The organism is Anabaenopsis arnoldii (genome assembly GCF_028331025.1).
Taxonomy (GTDB): domain Bacteria; phylum Cyanobacteriota; class Cyanobacteriia; order Cyanobacteriales; family Nostocaceae; genus Anabaenopsis; species Anabaenopsis arnoldii.
On the sequence record NZ_JAQMUH010000068.1, the window covers coordinates 13,037 to 32,952 of the forward strand.

Sequence of the window (19,916 nt, forward strand, 5' to 3'; positions counted from 1 at the left end):
ATGACCAATGACCAATCACCAATCACCAATTAGCAGTTTATGATTCGCCGCCGTTCTACTCCTTGGATTCATAAATGGTCGCGTCCATTGATGGCCGCGATCGCTGGATTTGGTGCCTTGACCACAGGTTACATCACCATAGAAAAGTTAACAGGAGGCAGTGCCGCTTGTGTAGCCCAAGCTGGTGCCAGGGGCTGTAATGATGTCCTTTCCAGTCCTTGGGCAACCATCACCATTCTTAACCTGTCTGCGCCCTTAGCCTTATTTGGGCTTTTAGCGTATGTGAGTATGGTGATTTTGGCTGTTGCTCCCTTAGCTTGGAAACCAAGTGATAAAAATACTGTCAAACAACTGGAAAACTCAACTGGGTGGCTACTGTTGGTAGTATCCGTGGCTATGTCTGTTTTCAGTGGCTATTTAATGTACCTACTGGCATTCCAAATCCAAGCTGTTTGTTATTACTGTATTGCCTCCGCTGTGTTCTCTGTGAGTCTTTTAGTTTTGACCATTATCGGTCGGCCTTGGGAGGACTGGGGGCAAATTTTGTTTACCGCTATTATTGTGGCCATGATCACACTGATTGGTACTTTGGGTGTGTATGCTGGGGTGAATTCTTCAGGTACAACTTCTGGAGAACCTCAAAGAATTAGGTTTACACCCCAAGTAAATCCTGACCCGGCTTTTGGTTGGGAAATCACCACTACATCTGGTGAGGCAGAAATTGAACTAGCAAGACACCTAACAACCATAGATGCTAAGGAATATGTTGCCTATTGGTGTCCTCACTGCCATGAACAAAAGCAACTTTTCGGTAAAGAAGCTTACAAGATTCTTGAACAGAACAATACTATGGTGGAGTGTGCTGCTGACAGCCCTAAAGGTCAACCAGAAGTGTGTCAAGCTGCCAACATTAAAGGCTTCCCCACTTGGATCATTAATGGTGAAGTCTATAGCGGGGTTCAAAACCTCGACGAACTGGCTAGAATTTCCGGCTACACTGGCCCTAAGAACTTTCAGTATTTTCGATGATTGATCAAGGTTGGCTGTTAGTACTGACTGTCAAATCAACACCCATCAAAAATCAACAGTCAACATTATTGTTGACTTTTTTTTTGCCATGGAAAATGACTAATCTTTCCAAATCATAGATTTATGGTATTGGGATTTTTGTACTAGAGTATGGACTTGCCAATCTGGGTCTGGTTGAGGATAGTCTAGGCGGTAATGACCACCCCGGCTTTCAGTTCTAAATGCGGCACTTTTGAGAATCAGATGCGCTATATCTAATAAATTCCGGGTTTCTGCCCAAAGTCGCAATTGCTGTTCCACATCTGTGATCTGGAAACTCACCGATTGATTAGGACTCAAAGAAACTAAGAATTGACTCAAAGGTAAAGCGGCAAAATCTTTTTGCCAAGATTCTACAATGGCAATGGCTGATTCTAAACCTGACTGCTCCCGACAAATTCCCGCACTTTGCCACAGCAAAGTTGGTAAATTTTTTCTCAGTATTTCTAGCTGTGTTTTTTGGCTTTGCCATTCACTGATATCGAGGCTGAATTCTCGTATTGGCACTATTGGCAGTTCTGAGGATGGTGTCATATCTTGGAGATCAATATTTGCCATCTGGGCTCCGAAAACAATACATTCCAGCAAAGAGTTACTTGCCAAACGATTGGCACCATGTACCCCTGTACTGGCATTTTCTCCCACTGCGTACAAACCGGGAATGTTGGTGCGATTCATTAAGTCAGCAACAATACCACCCATCCAATAATGGGCAGCTGGGGCTACAGGAATGGGTTCGTGGAAGACATCAATTCCCCAATATTGACAAACTTTAATGATATTAGGAAAGCGATGACGAATTTTCTCAGGAGATATGGGGCGCATATCTAACCACACGTGGGCGGTAGCAAGATCAACGGCGGTGTGTTTAAGATGGCTGAAAATAGCTCTACTAACTACATCTCTGGGTGCTAGTTCACCCGCGGGATGATAATCAAAAGCAAAACGCCGCCCAGTGTCATCAATCAAGTGTGCGCCTTCGCCACGTACGGCTTCACTAATCAGAAAGTGGTCTGCACCCGGTAAGGTGAGGGAAGTGGGGTGAAACTGCACAAATTCTAAATCTCGCAGAATAGCCCCGGCTCGATAGGCCATAGCTACCCCATCCCCTGTACTGACGGCTGGGTTAGTTGTTTGGGCAAAGACTTGGCCACCGCCACCGGTTGCCAAAACCACGGCAGAGCTTCTGATGGGTGTGATTTTACCTTGATAGAATAGGCTGATTCCCTGACATCTGCCGGTTTGGGGTTCTATCCACAAATTCAAAGCCAAAGCTTGCTGGATCACTTGAATGTTTTGGCGACGCAATACTTGTGCTGTCAGGGTGGTGGTGACTTCCCTACCTGTACTATCGGCGGTATGGAGAACGCGGGGGTGAGAATGGGCGGCTTCTAAAGTTAAAGCCAAAGCTTGACCGTTACGGTCAAAGGCTACTCCCAAGTTTACCAGGGATTGAATACACTCACTTGCTCTTTGGGCTAGGAATTCTACGGCTGTGCGATCGCACAAGCCTGCACCTGCGTGTAATGTATCCTCAATGTGTAATGAAGGCGAATCTTCTGGGGCGATGGCGGCCGCAATACCTCCTTGGGCCCAATCACTGGCAGATAAACAGACAGTTTCTTTGGTAATTAAGCCAACTCGCAATTTCTCTGGTAGACACAGTGCTGTATATAGTCCAGCAGCACCAGCACCGACTACTAAAACATCAAATTGGCTAGGAATATCTATTTGCAGCAAAGTCTAATTTGGGTAGCAGGGGCTTTTAATTAGGGAGTAGTGGGACGGGTCTCTCCCATTTTGAGAAAAAGCGGCCACTCCCTAAAATTAGGAAGTTGGCTGCTATTCCGTATATTTAGTTAGCTTAACTGTTGAGACAGTTATCTGTAGATGCCGTTGTTAAAGCGATCGTCTCCAGCGTTGAAGATGGTTTCTAATTCTGTGACTGTAAAGTTATCTAAGTTAGCTTGTAAAAGTTCTTTTTGGCGATCGCTTAATCCCGGAATATTCAAGACATCCTCCACCTGATCGTAAGGAGCATTGAGTACGATTTTTTTGGCTAGGGTGGGGTACAGACCTGGATACTGTTGAAAAGCTCGGACGTTGGTATTATTCAAATCAACTTTTTGACCAAATTCTGTGCCTAACTTAGCATCTGCTCTATTCTGCCGTGTCACCGCCAAAACTGCCACTGGACTAAAAGTCACACTGTTTATATTAGCAGCCGCAGCTATCTGAGTTGTTCCCAGCCATCCCCAGGATCCGACTACCAAGCTAAATACTGTTAATAAACGCACCAATGTTTTCACAATTTTTCTCCCTCTTTCCATGAAAATAAGATAATCATGTTTTGCTAAATGCTATCAACTATAAGCTGAATTCAGGCCAAAGATGTCAAGCATACCGTTGAATACTGGTCAGCGTCTCATCTTCGGTTCTTGACCATAGATAGGTTGAGTATATCTATATGATCGTCATGATCTTCCTTTACCTGAAATTGGAGCTTCATAGCCTAGTCAGCACATAGCAGTCATCAAAAACTAATATACAGTGTATTAATACCCCCAATATTTGCTGCTACTGGGTTGGGTCTGATGTTTACAAAAAGTTATCTAGATGACTGGGATTTTGGCAAAACCTATAGATAGGTTTTTTCTATACTAGCAACATATAGCCTTTTTCAGGCTCATGAAGTACACACCAATTCCCTATTCCCTATTCCCTGTTCCCTCAAACTAAAAAAATTGTACCTCACGAGCATGGGAAATGCTATATTGAGAGAATTTTTAAGCGGCAGATGCAGCTATTAAGAACAGGCTATCTACCAAAATTGTACTTAAAACTGCGCCACTAAAGGCGTACCAATGTTTTGATTTTGTACGTAAGGGTAAAACCCCTGCGGTTAATAGCATTAGTAGCCCCATTACTGCCCAGCCTTGTCCCCAGGGCGTTTGTACTTGGATTAAGGCATTTTGTAATATTGGTGACACGTTATTCGGGTCTACCTGCATAATTTGCCGCCAATAAGGCATCAAGTTTACTATATAAAAATATACATCAGTCAAAGCTGTACCGAGTAAGGAACCTAAATAAAACCAGTTACCAATTGGCCCCCAATTCTTAAGGAGACACCAAGCGGCAAATGGCAAACCGATTGATTCTACTGGTAAATGCCATAAAGGTTCCCAACGTAACCAACCCCAGTAAATGGCTCCTGCTAACCAACTCCAGCTAAAGCCAAAAAGCAAATCTCCCCATATATAAGTTTGAGGACGCGACATTAAAATAAAACTCAGCCATACCCAAAATCCTGTCAGGGCTACACTTAGCACTGGTAGCGATCGCACTAATGGCGCTTCTATAAATACTGGTACTGATACCAAAAACACAGCCGCAGCCAAGATTAACCAAGTCTGTCCCTTGGTCGTAGATATGAGTAGGGAAGCAGATAAGCCAAGTGTAGATTCTAACTTATGGATACTATTTTGCCCCTGGTCAATGGGGGGTAAATCAGTATTTATAGGAGTCTGGGGAGTAGTGATGGCTGGCGTGGTGCAGCCATAGGAAGACAAAGTATTGTTAATCAAAGTTTTTAATATTTGTTACTAAACTTTATGTTAATTAAGATATCACAGTTAAAAATGCCCTGGGGGGGGATTTTTAGTTTACCTAATTTTTGCATAAATTGACTAGCAGCAGGGTAAACTGTGCTGATGACTTTTTCCTGGCAAGTGGCCCAAACAGATGTTTTTATAATTGGTTCTAGCGCTTGGCTATCGCAAATAAATTAAATGGTTTTATCAAAACGGCAATGGTTCGTATTCCTAAGTGCAGCATCTGCTATTTACTCGGTTGCAGCATTTCCAGCAAAGGTTTTAAGTACCGAAACTCTCCTGGGGTCAGAGGAGGTACAGCAACTGAATATCCTGCAAGCTATTTTTTTAGGCTTTGTCCAGGGAATGACTGAATTCCTTCCCATCAGCAGTTCAGCACACTTAAAGGTTGTACCTGTAGTACTGGGTTGGGGGGATCCGGGGGTAGCTTTTACGGCGATTATTCAACTGGGTAGTATTGTGGCTGTGCTGTGGTATTTCTGGGGTGATATGACCCAAATCATCAAGGGAGCAGCAAAAGCGATCGCCGTCAAAGACTACCAAAGCCATGACTTCAAGCTATTTGTGGGAATTAGTTTGGGAACAGTCCCGATTATCTTCTTAGGACTGTTAATTAAAGGATTAATCCCAGACTACGATAATTCACCCCTGAGAAGTCTAGCAGCGATCGCCATAGCCTCTATATTCATGTCGCTGTTATTGGGAATAGCAGAAAAACTGGGTAAACGTCAACGTGACTTTGAGCATCTGACCATGAAAGATGGGTTATGGATGGGTTTAGTTCAATGCTTGGCTTTAATACCTGGGGTATCTCGTTCAGGTTCCACTATGACTGGTGGACTATTTATGAACTTAGAGCGGGATACAGCTGCAAGATTTTCGTTTTTGCTGGGAATTCCCGCCATTACCCTAGCAGGATTAGTGGAGTTGAAAGATTTTTTAGCAGTGGGTGTAGGTAATGTGGGTATGGTTCCTATGGTTGTCGGAGTCATTTCATCTGGGATATTTTCATATATGGCGATCGCTGGGTTGATACAATTCCTCAAGACCCAAAGCACCTGGGTATTTATTTGGTATCGCCTAGCCTTTGGTGTAGCAATCTTAGGTGCAATTAGCACCGGATTGTTGAACAATAGTTGATATTCATTGGTTCCGGGTTTCTCATCATGTCTACCATCCGTCCCGCTCAAATCACCAGAGTATTACCCGATTCTATAGGCGCAGAAATTGGCTTTGAAGCGGGGGATGCTATAGTTGCCATCAATGGCATACAACCCCGTGATTTAATTGATTATCAGTTTCTCTGTGCTGACGAAGTGCTAGAACTAGAAGTTTTAGACCCATCTGGAAAAACTCATCACATTGAAATAGAAAAAGATTACGATGAAGACTTGGGGCTAGAATTTGAAACTGCTTTATTTGACGGTTTAATTCAATGTAATAACCGTTGTCCCTTTTGCTTTATTGACCAGCAACCACCCGGTAAGCGTTCCAGCTTGTACTTAAAGGACGATGATTACCGTCTGAGCTTTTTATATGGTTCCTACTTAACCCTAACTAACTTAGCTGAAAAAGAATGGCTGCGGATTGAACAAATGCGCTTGTCTCCATTGTTTGTTTCTGTTCATGCTACGGAACCGGAAATCAGAATCAGACTGCTAAAAAACCAACGTGCAGGCAAAATTTTACAGCAAATTAAATGGTTCCAAGATCGCAGACTGCAAATTCATGCTCAAGTAGTTGTTTGTCCTGGGATCAACGATGGTCAACACTTAGAAAAAACCCTGAAAGATTTAGCAGTATTTCATACTGGAGAAGTACCCGCAGTCGCATCAGTAGCAGTAGTTCCCCTGGGTTTGACGCGGTTTCGCCCAGCAGCAGATGAACTGATACCGGTAACAAGGGAAAAGGCTCAAGAAGTGATTTCCCAAGTCAAAACCATGTCCCAGAAATTTCGCCAACAATTAGGATCGGGTTTTGCTTGGTTAGCAGATGAGTGGTTTTTGATTGCGGGTGAGGAATTACCCAGCGCTGCGGAATATGAAGAGTATCCGCAAATTGATAACGGTGTGGGTTCGATTCGTTTATTTATTCAGCAATTTGCATCTACCGCAGCGCAGTTGTTACCGTCAAAGCTAGATGAACCGAAAAAATTGACTTGGGTGGTGGGTAATGCTGTGGAACAAGCATTCCAACCGATTTTACAACGCCTCAATACTGTTGAGGGTTTAGAAGTGAAGATGGAGGCTTTAGCAAGTGATTACTGGGGACAAAATATTACTGTCACTGGGTTAATTACGGGTCATGACCTAGTTTTAAATCTTCTGGGAAAGGATTTAGGAGATGGAATTTTATTACCAAAGGTGATGTTAAAACATGGGGAATTAATATTTTTAGATGATATGAGTGTTGCTGAGGTAGCTGCAAAATTAAATACAAAAATTTTGCCAGTTGCTGGGGTTGAGGAATTAATCAATACTTGTATTAATTAATTGATACAGTACTGGTAGTTTGGCGATCGCCCTGATCTACACTCATCAAACCAGACTAAGAGGATGTTTGATATAGCCTTTTTCAGGCTCATGAAGTACACACCAATTCCCTATTCCCTATTCCCTGTTCCGGTGTTCCCTCAAACTAAAAAAAATTGTACCTCACGAGCATGGGAAATGCTATAATTTTTATCTGAGGGAACAGGGAAGACACAAAAAACAATCAAATCCAGTCCCCTCCCCTTACAAGGCGAGGTTTAGGGAGGGGTCAAATAATATTCGATACACTAATCATGACTTGACAAACATCCTCTTAGCGCTGAACTCACCAGAACACCCTATTTTTTACTTGAGTTTTGCGCCAACTTCTGGCTAAATTAGATGAGAGTATAATCATGATGTGAGAAGTCGCGGATCTAAGATTTGCAATGGGGGGTAAGATCCCCGACTTCTGGGTAAATTAGATGAGAGTATAATCATGACGTGAGAAGTCGGGGATCTGTATTGCGATCGCCATGGGTTCAAAGTTATGAAAATGAACAGTTGCAAAAAATACTCTAGTTGTCAATTCATCTTACCAATCATCTTGAGCTTAATTACAACTGTAAATCCTCGGTTAGTTAAAGCTCAACTGATACCAGATAACACCCTCAATTCTTCTGTGAGGAATGAGACAATCAAAGGAAATACCAGTGATATTATTGAAGGAGGCGTAATTAGGGGTATTAATTTATTCCACAGTTTTACAGATTTTAACGTTGGTGCAAACCAGGGGGTGTATTTTAGCAACCCAGATAATATTAGTAATATTTTAACCAGGGTGACTGGGATCAGTCATTCCAATATTTTGGGAACTTTGGGAGTCTTGGGAAATGCGAACTTATTTTTAATTAATCCCAATGGTATTACCTTTGGAGCTAATGCTAATTTAGATGTAAAAGGTTCTTTTGTGGCCTCTACAGCCGATAAAGTTATATTTGATAATTATGAGTTTAATAGTACTAATCCCACACAGCCACCTTTATTAAATATTAATATTCCCAGAGGGTTAGGATTTCGGGACAATCCTGGTAATATTAGCCTGAATAATTCAAATCTCACCATTCCTGAAGGTAAAACCTTAGCTTTAATCGGTGGTAATGTCAGCATTGATAACGCCAGGATTATATCACCGGGAAGTCAGGTAGAGTTAGGTGGTTTAACCCAAACGGGTACAGTTAATTTAGATGAGGGTTTGCGTCTGAGTTTTCCTGATAGCTCAGGGAGCGCAGATATAGATATAACCAAAGGAAATGTCAGTTTAACCAATGGCGCTCAGGTCAATGTTACTGGGGGTGGTGGTGGAAGTATTACCATTAATTCGCGCAACTTAGATATTACCAGAGGTAGTCAACTGCGTGGGGGAATAGCATCAGGTTCGGGTTCAGTAGATACTCAAGCAGGAAATATTCAAATTAATAATACAAATCAAATTAATTTAGTTGGTAGATTCAGTGTTATTGATAATCTGGTAAGAGATTTAGGTACAGGTAACGCCGGATATATTAATATTACCACAGGTTCTTTAACTGTCAAAGATAGCGCTTATCTTGATACTAGCACCAGTGGTCAGGGAAATGCGGGTAACATAAATATTCTGGCTTTAAGAGGAGATGTGATTTTTGAGAATACCGGTTATTCACCGGTAATTTATACTGGCATTTATACAGCTAATGGGCAAGGTAAAGCAGGGGATGTAAATATTAGTGTCAAGAATGGCTCCTTAGTAGCTAAAAATGTTGAGATTAATTTAGAAAATAATCAAGGTAGGGGAAACGCTGGTAATATTAATCTCACAGTCAAGGATAATATTACTTTCGATTATAGCGATTTGAGGAGTTATACTCAACCTAATACGGTTGGTGATGGGGGTAATATTAATGTTATCGCTGATCAATTAACTATCAACAATTCTTCTGTGTTTAATGCTGGTGTTTCTGGTATAGGGAATGCTGGTAAGATTAATCTTACCAGCAATCATATAGATATTACAGATGGGTCTCAAATATCTGCTAGTACATCGGGTATTGGTAATGCTGGTAATATTGAGATTCTCGCCGATGGTACTACTCGCATAGATAATAGTTTAATTTCTAGTCGGGTCAATAGTCAAGCTAGAGGTAGCGGTGGGGATATTACCATTAAAACCAACTCCCTAGAGGTTACTAATGGTTCTCAAATTCAAGCTAATAGTTTTGGTGTAGGTAATAGTGGAAATCTAAATTTTCATACCCAAACTATGAAGGTTGACGGTGTGGGAACCGCAATAGGAAATGTCATCGGAATTTTTCCCAGAGCAGGTATCTTGGGTCGGGGAAATGCAGGTGATATTAATATTAATACTGGGTCTTTAGAGGTGATAAATGGTGCTAGTTTATTAGCTAGCTTAGGAGGGGAGGGTCAAGGGGGAAATATTAATATTAATGCTGATAATTTAGTGAAATTTGATGGTTTTGGGAGTGTAGCTGAAAATCTGATTTCTGCTACTGGGGTAGGAAATACAGGTAATATTAATATTGCTACTGGGTCTTTAGAAGTGACAAATAATGCCTATCTCAACGCCTCTACATCGGGACAAGGTAATGGGGGAAATATCAATATTCACGCCAGAGAACAGGTAACATTTGCTAATGGAGCGCTGACAGGTGCATCTAGTAATGTCGGTCTGACTGGGGTAGGTAATGCTGGTGATATTATCATTAATACAAATTCTTTAAATATCGGCACTTTTAGCGGTTTAACTACAGCTACCCTGGGAAAAGGAAGGGCGGGAAATATAATTATTAATGCTGCTAATAATGTTGATATTCAAAAGTTAGGTCGGGTTTCTTCTGATATTTTAAATGGTACGGGAAATGGTGGCGATATTCAGATCACAACTAGTTTTTTCAGAATGTCCGACAATGGGGTTATAGAAGCTAAAACCGGAGGACAAGGAAACGCGGGTAAGGTAGAAATTAATGCTGGTGCTGGGGTGGAAGTTTCCGGTAAAGCTAATATTTCCACTAATGTAGAACCAAGAGCAGTGGGAAATGGCAATGATATCATAATTATATCGCCATCGGTGACTATTACAGATCAGGCTCAACTGGTTGCTAGTACTGGGGGACAGGGAAACTCAGGAAATGTGAGAATTACTGCTAGTGACCAGGTAGTTTTTGAGGGGGGAAGTAGGGAGCAAGTAAGTGGTGTATTTACTGTGGTGAAACCTACGGGTAGAGGGGATGCTGGTAATATTGAGGTGAATACATCTGTGTTGACTTTGAGTAATGGTAGTGAAATTAATGCTAGCACCTTGGGAGCAGGTAAAGCTGGTAATATTGTGATGAATGCTCGTCAGCTGGAGATTAAGGAAGATGGGCGTATTTTATCTGTTACTGAAGGTGAGCAAAAGGCTGGGGATATTGTCCTTAATATTATTGAAAGTATTAACCTGAATCAGGGTAATATTTTAGCAACTACAACCCCTAACTCTACAGGAGAGGGGGGTAATATTCTCATAGACCCCATGTTTTTTACCTTAAATAATGGTTCTAGAATTGGGGTTAGTAGTGAGGGTAGGGGAGATGCTGGTAATATTAATTTAAGGGCGGGAAATCTGACTGTTAATGATAGTTCGGCTTTGTCTGCGGGGACATTTAGCGGTGAGGGTGGGAATATTATTTTGGATATTGATAATCTTTTACGGTTGAATAATGGTGAGATTACCACTGCAGCAGGTGGTACTGGAAATGGTGGTAATATCAATATTAATGCTGGCTTTTTAGTGGGGAGAAATAATAGTCAAATTAGTGCTAATGCTGTTGAGGGTAATGGAGGTAATATTCAAATTACCACTAACCGCCTATTTTTTACCCCGGAAAGTATGATTAGCGCTAGTTCACAATTGGGTATTGATGGAGTGGTTGAAACTAAGATTCTGGGGGTAGACTCGACTCAAGGGTTAATTGAACTACCGGAAACTATAGTAGATGGGAGTAGGTTAATTGCTAAAAATGTCTGTTCTCAGGGAAGTGATAGCGAATTTTACCGCACTGGTAGGGGTGGTTTACCTGTGACTCCCAATCAGGTTTTAGAAACCCATACTGTTGATGTGGGGTTAGTTAAACCGGTGGTCAGTTCTCCTGTGAGAGTGGTTTCTCAGTCCAATTTCAAAAAATCTCGCCGGGAAATTGTCCCAGCTAGGGGTATGGTGGTTAATCAGGATGGTAGTGTGATCTTGGTTGGTTATGACCCTGGAAGTAGGGGGTTACAACGGCCAGGAAATAATATCAATTTACCAGGAAGTTGTTCATAAAGAGTTGGTTTTACTGAAAGTGATTTGTTGGCGATCGCCTGGATGTATGATCATTTACATTTATATTAATATTTTGTAATATTTTGTGGTGCTAATACTACTCAAGTCAAAATAAGTAGGTGAACTTTGAAAAGTTTAAAACGCCATCTTGGTAACTACTTAGTCTTATGGAGTTCCGCAGGTCATAAGATTTTCCGTTTAATGGCTTTACAGAACCTGAGAAGGGTTTATCAGCAAAATATGGGATTGATAACAGTATTACTATTTATCACATCCATGACCATTTCCCCCGTGGTTGCTCAGAGTCAAAATAATCCCTTAGCAATAGTCCAACAAGCTCAAGATTTATACACACAGGGAGAATTTACCGCAGCGGTAAGTAAGTGGAAACAAGCTGATTATGCTTATGCTGTCCAGGGAGATAGACTCAATCGAGCTATGGTATTAGGTAATCTGGCTTTAACTTATCAACAATTAGCAAATTGGCCCAAATCAGCAATATATATAGATGAAAGTTTAAATATTCTAGGTACTCTGGAACAGACAACTGAACAACAGCGAATTTTAGCGCAAACTTGGGATATTCAAGGACAGCATCAGTTAATGATCGGTCAAACAGAACGGGCTGTGGAAAGTTGGCAAGATGCTGCTAAAATTTATGGTGAGATTGGTGAATCAGGGTTATTATTTGCTAATCAGGTCAATCAAGCCCAAGGGATGCAAAAGTTGGGCTTTTATCCGAGGAGTTGTCGGATTTTACTGACTGCTTTTCAGATCAATGCTGAAAATTGCCAGGGAAATTTACAAACATTAATCCCTAGTTTAGATCATGTTACTTTGAGTCAAGTTAAAGGATTACATAGTTTAGGTAATGCTTTGAGAGGTGTGGGTAATTTGGCTGCGTCTCAAGGGGTTTTAGAGATTACACAGCACCTTGTCCAAGGTTCTTTTCCTGAATATGAAAGTTATATTTTACTGAGTTTAGGTAATACCAAACGCAGTTTATGTGAAGAAAATCAAGATAAATTTTGTCAACCAGCACAGAAAGATTACCGCCAAGCAGCTGGTCAAGCACCAGTAGGACAGATTAAACTAGAGGCAATTCTCAATCAGATAGAATTATCTCAAGATATATCCCCAATTCAGGAAGCTGAAAAACTGATTGGTAATGTACCCTTGAGTCAATCTAGGCTATATGCAGAAATTAAGTTAACTGAATATCAATTCTGTCAGGAAGCAACAAAGTTAACCTGTCTGCAACCCAGGGAGGAAAATGATCCCAAGAATAATTGGAATCAAGATTTAGTTTCCACAACATTGTTAAAACTAATTAACATAGCTCAGACAGCAGCAGAATTAGGAGATCAACGCACCCAGTCTCATGCTTTAGCTCTGGTGGGAAGAGTATATGAGCAACTGGGAGAATGGGAAAAAGCCCAAAAATATACTCTGTTAGCTTTAGATATAACTCAACAATTAACAGCTTTTAATATTTCTTTACTAGATTATGAAATCCAATGGCAGTTAGGTAGATTATATCTTCAACTCCATCAAAAACCAGCAGCAATCACAGCTTATGGTAATGCGGTTAATTACCTGAAAAATTTGCGTAGTGATTTGGTAACTTTGAATCCAGATGTACAGTATGATTTTAGGGAAAGTGTTGAACCAGTATATCGGAAATATATAGATTTACTTTTAACCGACCATCCCAGTCAAGATGATTTAAGAAAAGCCCGTGATGTGATTGAATCTTTGCAATTAGCAGAGTTAGAAAACTTTTTTAGAGATGCTTGTATAGAAGATAATACCGTTAATATTGATGATTTTGTCCAGCAATCAGCCCAAGCTAAATCACCTACAGCCATATTTTATGGGATTATTTTACCCCAGCGCCTAGAGGTGATTGTCACTCTACCTGAACAACCTTTATTACACTATACTACGGAAATTACTCAGGAGAGATTGGAAAGTAAATTAGAACAATTACAGGAAATTGTCAAAAAATCTTACCCAGATCCCCAGTTAAACCGGTTATCTCAACAGGTTTATCAGTGGTTGTTTGCTCAGGTTGATCCTGTGTTAACAGCAAATAATATTCAAACTGTGGTGTTTGTTGTAGATGGATACTTACGTAATGTTCCGATGGCGGTTTTGGATGATGGAGAAAAGTATTTAATCGAAAAATATGCGATCGCCTACAGTCCTGGTTTAAAATTACTTCAGCCCCAAACCCTCAAACAACAGTCCCCAATTACCTTATCTGCTGGAATCAGTACAGATCAAGCTCCCAGTTTTCCAGATGAAAATAACTTGGGACCCTTACCATTTGTCAGGTTAGAACTCGATCAGATCAAGTCTTTATTCCCAGGGGAACAACTGCGTGAGGAACAGTTCACTAAAAAGAACTTACAACTGAAAGTTAGTCAAACTCGTCCCCAGATTATTCACATAGCAACTCATGGACAGTTTAGCTCTAATCCTCAAGACACTGTTATATATGCCTGGGATGAACCTGTTAATATTAATGAATTAAGGGATTTATTAGCAAATAGAGAGCCACTAACATCTGAGAATATTGAACTACTAGTTCTGAGTGCTTGTCAAACAGCTACAGGAGATAACCGCGCTGCTTTAGGATTAGCAGGGTTAGCAGTCCGTTCTGGCGCACGTAGCACTTTAGCGACTTTATGGACAGTAGATGATCAATCAACTGCAGTCTTAATCAAACGATTTTATGAGGAATTAATTAATTATCCTGATTTGACCAAAGCCCAAGCTTTGCAAAAAGCACAGTTATATCTTCTAAGTAACAACTTTTCACCCAGTGATTGGGGTACAGTTGTTTTGGTAGGAAATTGGTTATAGCTTGATCACTCTCCACTGTCCACCAAGCTACAACAATCTACTACCCTTTCGGTAACTATATCATCTAAATCAATATCCATTAACAATTTTCGCCAATCTGCTGGGGAATTTTCCACCGCTAAAGTAAAAGCATCCTGCCAAATACCCTCTTGAGCTAAAATAAAAGCCTGCTCTTCCTTGGACTTACCCGCTAAGGTTGGGGTTAAAGAATTGAGTTTTTCTGTGTCTATCCATACCCACCCATTCACACCAATGTCGTCTTGGGGATTACATTTCAAAGAAACTGATAAATACCAATGATATTTCTGATTATCCTCTAGTTTTATTTTGTCTGCCAGGGATAGGCGAATAATTCCGGGAGTTGCTTCTAAGGTAACATTACCTTGATAAACTGGTGGATGTTTTCGTCTATCTGCAACCCCATCCCAGATAATTAATTTACTGCTCTCCACATCTCTAGGTGAGTAGGGAACATAAAACCAGAGACTGGGTGATGATTTTATAGTTGTTCCCCACACAAGAGTTAAAAGACTGGGTTCAAGAATACTGGGTACTATAGCAGTTAGGGGGGGTTGGATGTGAGGACAATTGTTAGGACTACGTGGACCTCCTTGTACCCTACCCACTGGTGCGCCTTTGTCTCCTAAATCTGGGGGTGGTTCGTCTTTTTTTTGCAGGAATTGAATTAATGAAACCTGATTGGGGGGAGATTCCCCTTGTACTTTCAGTAATATCAGTGGGAAGCTGATTAAGCCCAGCATTAATACTGAGATATATCTATAGTTAATTTTACTTATTTTCCTTAACATGATTTATTCTGGTAATTGGTGAAACATAGGCGTAAATTGTGATGAAAACTAATGCGATGATCGTGGGGATTAATGGACCTGTAATATAAACGTAATAGCCAATACCAGTTATGATGATAATTTCCCCAAGCATGATGATTACAGATAATGATTTTCCCCCATATAAAATAGGTATACCCCCTATAAAAGTAATCAGTAAAATTGCAGCAGCATCACCCCACCAAGGTAAAAAGGTCAATAGTTTTCTCTCCCCTAAAGCAATACTGATTAATTGACTAGTCATATGTGCATGAATCTGGACTCCGGCCATCTCTTCACCAGGTTTGTTACTTACAGGGGTAGCATAGAAATCATTACCTTTGGCTCTGGATATATAACCAACCAGAACGATTTTATTTTGGAAGAAATCAGCAGGAAAATCATTATTAATTACCCTGTGTAAACTGATTTCTGTAGCTATATTTTTGGTAGAGCGATAGTTCAATAATATTTGATAACCACCATCATCTATTGTTTGATAAAAGCCGACTTTGTTTTTTAACTCCGGTAAAATTACCTGACCCAGTTTAAATAACTTACCTGTGGGAGTTTGTATAACTTCTAATTTTATTCCTGCTGATTTGCTTAAAAAGTTCCGCGCTAGTTGTAAACTTAAAGCATGGCGAGCTTGACAAACAGAACGCTCAGGGGGGTCCATATAAATAAGATGGCGACGCAGGACACGATCGCCATCAACTACAAAGTCATTAAAGCTAAGATTATTTTTTCTGCTGTTCTGGGGTGGAGAATAACCGTAATCATCAGAGGTGGTAATTATGTGTTCACCAACTTTACAGATGGGGAAAATATGGGAATTTTCTCGCAAATAACTAGTTAATTGGGGATAAATATCTACTTGATTAACTGAGTAGGTGGGAATATCCCGGAGGATATCTAAACCTATGGTTGCGGGTTGATGTTGATTAATTTTTTGTAACGCTTTTAATAGTAATTCATCGGTGATTTTAGATGTGTTGAATAAACCAGGAAAATTGTTCATGTCCTCATCTGTGACCTTGACAATTACTATACGATTATCTGCTTTTTCCTCCCTTCCCATACTCATCATTTGATCATAAGTTTTGAGTTCCCTATCCTGTAACCAACCAAGCGATCGCACCCCCATCACTAAACCAGTACACACAAAACTGGCTAATAATAATTGGATAAAATTCACCCTGTGTAATTTTCGGGTGGGGGTTTTTTCTCCGCGTAAATCCTCCCAGGTTAGTGGTACTATTCCCGGATTTTGAAACATCATCGGTAACCAAGTTGCACAGGGAAACTTATCTTCTAACCCTTGTAATTTCTCCCTAGCATCTCTGAGAGAAAGATATAGAGAATTACCCCCAGCCAAATTTTGTAAAAAGTATTCCACAAACTTATGAGCTACTGCATCAGGAATCAACTCCCGCATCACTATTATTTGAGGAATCTGCAACTGAAAAAGACTTTTAGCTAATCCTAATCCATCACAGGAGTTAAAGATTGCTAACTTTAAACCTCTGTCAATTGCCTTCCTTAATCCCTTACATAGGTCATCAATAGTCATACTATCATCAGGATTAATATCAATTTTACCTACTTGGGATTCCGTTCTACTATGTCCGGCAAAAAAGATAATATCCCATTGATATTCCCACAACTGGTCATTAATTTCCCTGCGTTGGGGTTGATATAAACAACATACATCAACATCAGGTAAACCCTGTAATATATTTTTATCGATATCAATATCAATACCTTGAGGACTACCCAAAATTACTAAAACTTTGACTTTTCCAGGATTGGTATTTATGCATTTAGTTGCTTGGTAATTTCCATAACTCCAACCCAATTCGGCGTAGGGATAGGATTTAAACATATCCCATTCATACCAAGGTAGCTTTTGTAAACATTCATCATGACCACGCATCAAAAATCGCGCCGGTTCAGTTGGGCTTAACTGTTCTTTAATACAATCATGAATTTCCCGAAACCCTTCGGACTTCACCCATTGATTTAAACTCTTTTTTAACTCAATACTAGATTGATGACACTGTTCTAAGCATGATTGTACATATGTTTGAGTGATAATTTGCTTATTTTTAATGCGATAGGATGCTGCTAAACTCCGGTAGATTTTCCAGTGAGATTCACATCCCTGGTGTAGTTCTGGAGCAGGAGGTAAGTTTCCTAGGCGACCACAAATAATGGTGCTGTAACCCTCCTCCTTAATCTCCAAACTCACGTGAAATCCCTGTTTTAGGTGACCATTTAAGTCAAGAGTTACTACTTTACTCATGGTGGTGCTTTCATCACTTGACTCATAACTATACAATAAACTCCTCTGTAATCTCTAGCTCTCCAAAACAAATTTTAATACTAAAAATTTCTTGTAGTTCCCCATGAAATTGAAACCGGAGAAACTGATCATTCTCCCCAGATTCTACCTGCATTTCTAATTTTCCTTGTGCGTTAAATAACATTAACCGCAATCCAGAAGGTAATTTTTTTTGTATATAGGAATACAAATTTATAGATATCGCCATTTCTGAGTTAAATACTGGAGTCACCGCTACACATAACGCCACCCCCTGCTCACCTTGAATAAAATCTAACTTTTTACCCCTAATAATTGTGTTGCTATCTCTAAAACCAAAACTCAATTGATGGACAGGATCGGTGAAAATATTCTCTAATAACTCCCAACCAGATTCATAAACATGATTTAACCAGTCACTGAGTTGAACCATAGGGGTTTCTGATGTTAATTGACTGATATGCTCAAATAACGTTTTTATTGGTAGTAACTGATTAACAGATATATCTTCTGTTGTCACTTCTGGGGTAAACCCCAGTAAATGCGCCGAACTTTCTTCTAGATTAATCTCAACTACCACATAACCGATTCTCTCATCCATGACTTCTAAAGGAATAGGACATTTTTCCTGGTTACCAGTTATGGGACGACATTCTAAACGCCCCACACCTGTAATTTCTAAATCAGCAACATCAGCAGCGAAACGTACCACCGGATTCCAACTATCTCCCGCTGTTAAATCCGTCTCAATTCCCATAATACCTAAGTAATTATTTACTAAGTACACAGCTAAAGTATTGAGATAAACTTGCTGTGCTTTAAGATTAGGCTGTTGTTGAGCAAATTTTGCAGCAGTATTAATTGCTTGTTGAGTAATAATTAATGGGATAGCAATATTTGCTTGTTGCACATAACTTTGATTGGACATAGTTGTTATCTACCTTGTAATTTTCATAATTGGATGGGAGATTTACTAAAATCTACTTTTAGATATACCCTTGCTCATTACCGAATTTCCGTAATAAAGGTAAGCAATTACGGCTATACCACTTCGGTAAATTTTTGCTTTCAGCATCGTTTAAATTAAACTCTTGGGCGATTTCTTTCCAAGCAGGAATATGAGGGGGTAATCTCCGTAAAATAATCACTTGAGCCGTAATTTCTGGATGATGGGGAAAATGGATATTACGTAATACTTGTTCAGGGTCATTTTTTACCCATTTAGCAGTTTCCTCCCATATATCCAGTGATGGTTCAATGTCTTTGTGAGATAATGGTTTATTAATCAGGGGATAGATTTTTTTGTTTCTGATTTCTTCATTATGTCGATATCTAGCCAAAGCATTTTTTAAATGTCTGTTGAACCAGGTAATTACTTGGGTTTGTGTAGAATCATATTCATGTAAATTTTGACAGCAATATCTCCACATGTCCTGTAATGCGTCTTCATAGTAGGGTTTATATTCTCGCCAAAGTTCCCCAGATGCGCTTACTAATAGGTATATTTCATTGATTTTTTGATACTTTTGTTTGCTTTTTGGGGGTAATCTGATCGCCTCATTAATCAGTTGACATAGTTTTTCATTGATATCACTCATAAACAAGTTTTCCAGGTTGAATGTAGTACATAAGGTTAAATATGTATTTTCGTTTAACCCACACATTTATCTATGGGACGCTGACAGCTATTTTTCGCAGGTATTTTTATATGTATATCTTATATAAATTATATTATTAATAAGTAATACTAATAAGTAAATGTGTGAAAACTTGGTTTCAGCTTCTAGTAATAACTAGAAGTTAACAATTACCCTCTAGTGAGGTAACTATGAACAAGTTGCATAAATTACTTATGACTACCACCGCCACAGTATTTATATTTGGCGGGAATATGAACGTAGCTCCCGCACAAAATAGCCCTCAATTACTCGCAGCATTTACTTCTCAAAAGAGCGATCGCCAAGTAGGGATAGACCAAAGCTGTGTTCATTACTTTTATGACAGTGGTGACTTAGTAGAAAAATGTACATCTTTTATTAACAGTGGTTATACTCGTCCGCGCACACGCCAGGTAGATGTACGAGGTAGATGGAGACGTAGCGGGAACTTTATTTATGTTGAAGTCAGAACTTCATCAGGGTTATCTGGTACCAGGAAATATGAAATTATAGACCAAGGTTTGGTAAATGTACAAACAGGAACTCGTTTAATTAAACAGTAATGCTCCTGGGAGTTCTTCCAATTTTTACACACCCATCAAACTTTTTTAATACTATTCTTTAACGCAAAGGGGCGCTAAGGTAACGCTAAGGTGCGCAAAGGTGGAAGGCTCACAACTTGTAACTAAAACAGGGATTCTATTTAGTAGTGCGGGTATCTTACCCGCTA

Annotated in this window: 13 protein-coding genes; 6 read left to right on the forward strand and 7 right to left on the reverse strand. The window is 39.9% G+C overall.

The window, feature by feature from the left end:
• Nucleotides 1–39 precede the first annotated feature (39 nt).
• Complete coding sequence (locus tag PN457_RS05430) at nt 40–1,029, forward strand: vitamin K epoxide reductase family protein (protein ID WP_271731824.1); 990 nt, start codon at nt 40–42, stop codon at nt 1,027–1,029.
• Nucleotides 1,030–1,128: 99 nt separating this feature from the next.
• On the opposite strand, the gene nadB is transcribed toward PN457_RS05430, so the two are convergent.
• From nadB to PN457_RS05445, 3 genes are all read right to left on the reverse strand, one after another.
• Nucleotides 1,129–2,808 carry an L-aspartate oxidase gene (nadB, locus tag PN457_RS05435; RefSeq protein WP_271731826.1) on the reverse strand — a complete coding sequence of 560 codons (1,680 nt, stop codon included), beginning with the start codon at nt 2,806–2,808 and terminating at the stop codon, nt 1,129–1,131.
• 140 nt (nt 2,809–2,948) lie between these two features.
• A complete protein-coding gene (gene psbU / locus PN457_RS05440) occupies nt 2,949–3,377 on the reverse strand; it encodes a photosystem II complex extrinsic protein PsbU (RefSeq protein WP_271731828.1) in 429 nt (142 codons plus the stop codon).
• A 477-nt stretch (nt 3,378–3,854) separates the two neighbouring features.
• Nucleotides 3,855–4,655 carry a DUF3120 domain-containing protein gene (locus tag PN457_RS05445; RefSeq protein ID WP_271731829.1) on the reverse strand — a complete coding sequence of 267 codons (801 nt, stop codon included), beginning with the start codon at nt 4,653–4,655 and terminating at the stop codon, nt 3,855–3,857.
• 204 nt (nt 4,656–4,859) lie between these two features.
• Between PN457_RS05445 and PN457_RS05450 the strand changes: the two genes are divergently transcribed.
• The 4 genes from PN457_RS05450 (at nt 4,860) to PN457_RS05465 (ending at nt 14,378) form a co-directional block, all read left to right on the forward strand.
• Nucleotides 4,860–5,822 carry an undecaprenyl-diphosphate phosphatase gene (locus PN457_RS05450; protein WP_271731831.1) on the forward strand — a complete coding sequence of 321 codons (963 nt, stop codon included), beginning with the start codon at nt 4,860–4,862 and terminating at the stop codon, nt 5,820–5,822.
• 26 nt (nt 5,823–5,848) lie between these two features.
• Complete coding sequence (locus tag PN457_RS05455) at nt 5,849–7,174, forward strand: TIGR03279 family radical SAM protein (protein WP_271731832.1); 1,326 nt, start codon at nt 5,849–5,851, stop codon at nt 7,172–7,174.
• Nucleotides 7,175–7,709: 535 nt separating this feature from the next.
• Entirely contained in the window at nt 7,710–11,510 is a 3,801-nt protein-coding gene (locus tag PN457_RS05460) for a two-partner secretion domain-containing protein (protein WP_271731833.1), read from the forward strand.
• 126 nt (nt 11,511–11,636) lie between these two features.
• The gene (locus PN457_RS05465; protein ID WP_271731834.1) at nt 11,637–14,378 is read left to right on the forward strand and encodes a CHAT domain-containing protein; all 2,742 of its coding nucleotides are present in this window, start codon (nt 11,637–11,639) and stop codon (nt 14,376–14,378) included.
• Nucleotides 14,379–14,383: 5 nt separating this feature from the next.
• On the opposite strand, the gene PN457_RS05470 is transcribed toward PN457_RS05465, so the two are convergent.
• The 4 genes from PN457_RS05470 to PN457_RS05485 are packed head-to-tail and all read right to left on the reverse strand — an operon-like array spanning nt 14,384 to nt 19,126.
• Nucleotides 14,384–15,187, reverse strand: coding sequence for a DUF928 domain-containing protein (locus tag PN457_RS05470; RefSeq protein WP_271731835.1), 804 nt, complete (start codon nt 15,185–15,187; stop codon nt 14,384–14,386).
• Nucleotides 15,168–17,510 (reverse strand): CHASE2 domain-containing protein, encoded by a 2,343-nt coding sequence (locus tag PN457_RS05475; protein WP_271731837.1) that lies wholly within the window; start codon nt 17,508–17,510, stop codon nt 15,168–15,170. Before PN457_RS05475 ends, PN457_RS05470 begins: the two co-directional genes overlap by 20 nt.
• A 28-nt stretch (nt 17,511–17,538) precedes the next feature.
• Nucleotides 17,539–18,456, reverse strand: a complete 918-nt coding sequence (locus PN457_RS05480) for a DUF1822 family protein (protein WP_271731840.1) — start codon at nt 18,454–18,456, stop codon at nt 17,539–17,541.
• A 58-nt stretch (nt 18,457–18,514) separates the two neighbouring features.
• A complete protein-coding gene (locus PN457_RS05485; RefSeq protein ID WP_271731841.1) occupies nt 18,515–19,126 on the reverse strand; it encodes a sigma-70 family RNA polymerase sigma factor in 612 nt (203 codons plus the stop codon).
• 230 nt (nt 19,127–19,356) lie between these two features.
• On the opposite strand from PN457_RS05485, the gene PN457_RS05490 reads away from it, so the two are divergent.
• Nucleotides 19,357–19,749: a hypothetical protein gene (locus tag PN457_RS05490; protein WP_271731842.1), complete on the forward strand. Its 393-nt coding sequence runs from the start codon at nt 19,357–19,359 to the stop codon at nt 19,747–19,749.
• The last annotated feature ends 167 nt before the right edge of the window (nt 19,750–19,916 follow it).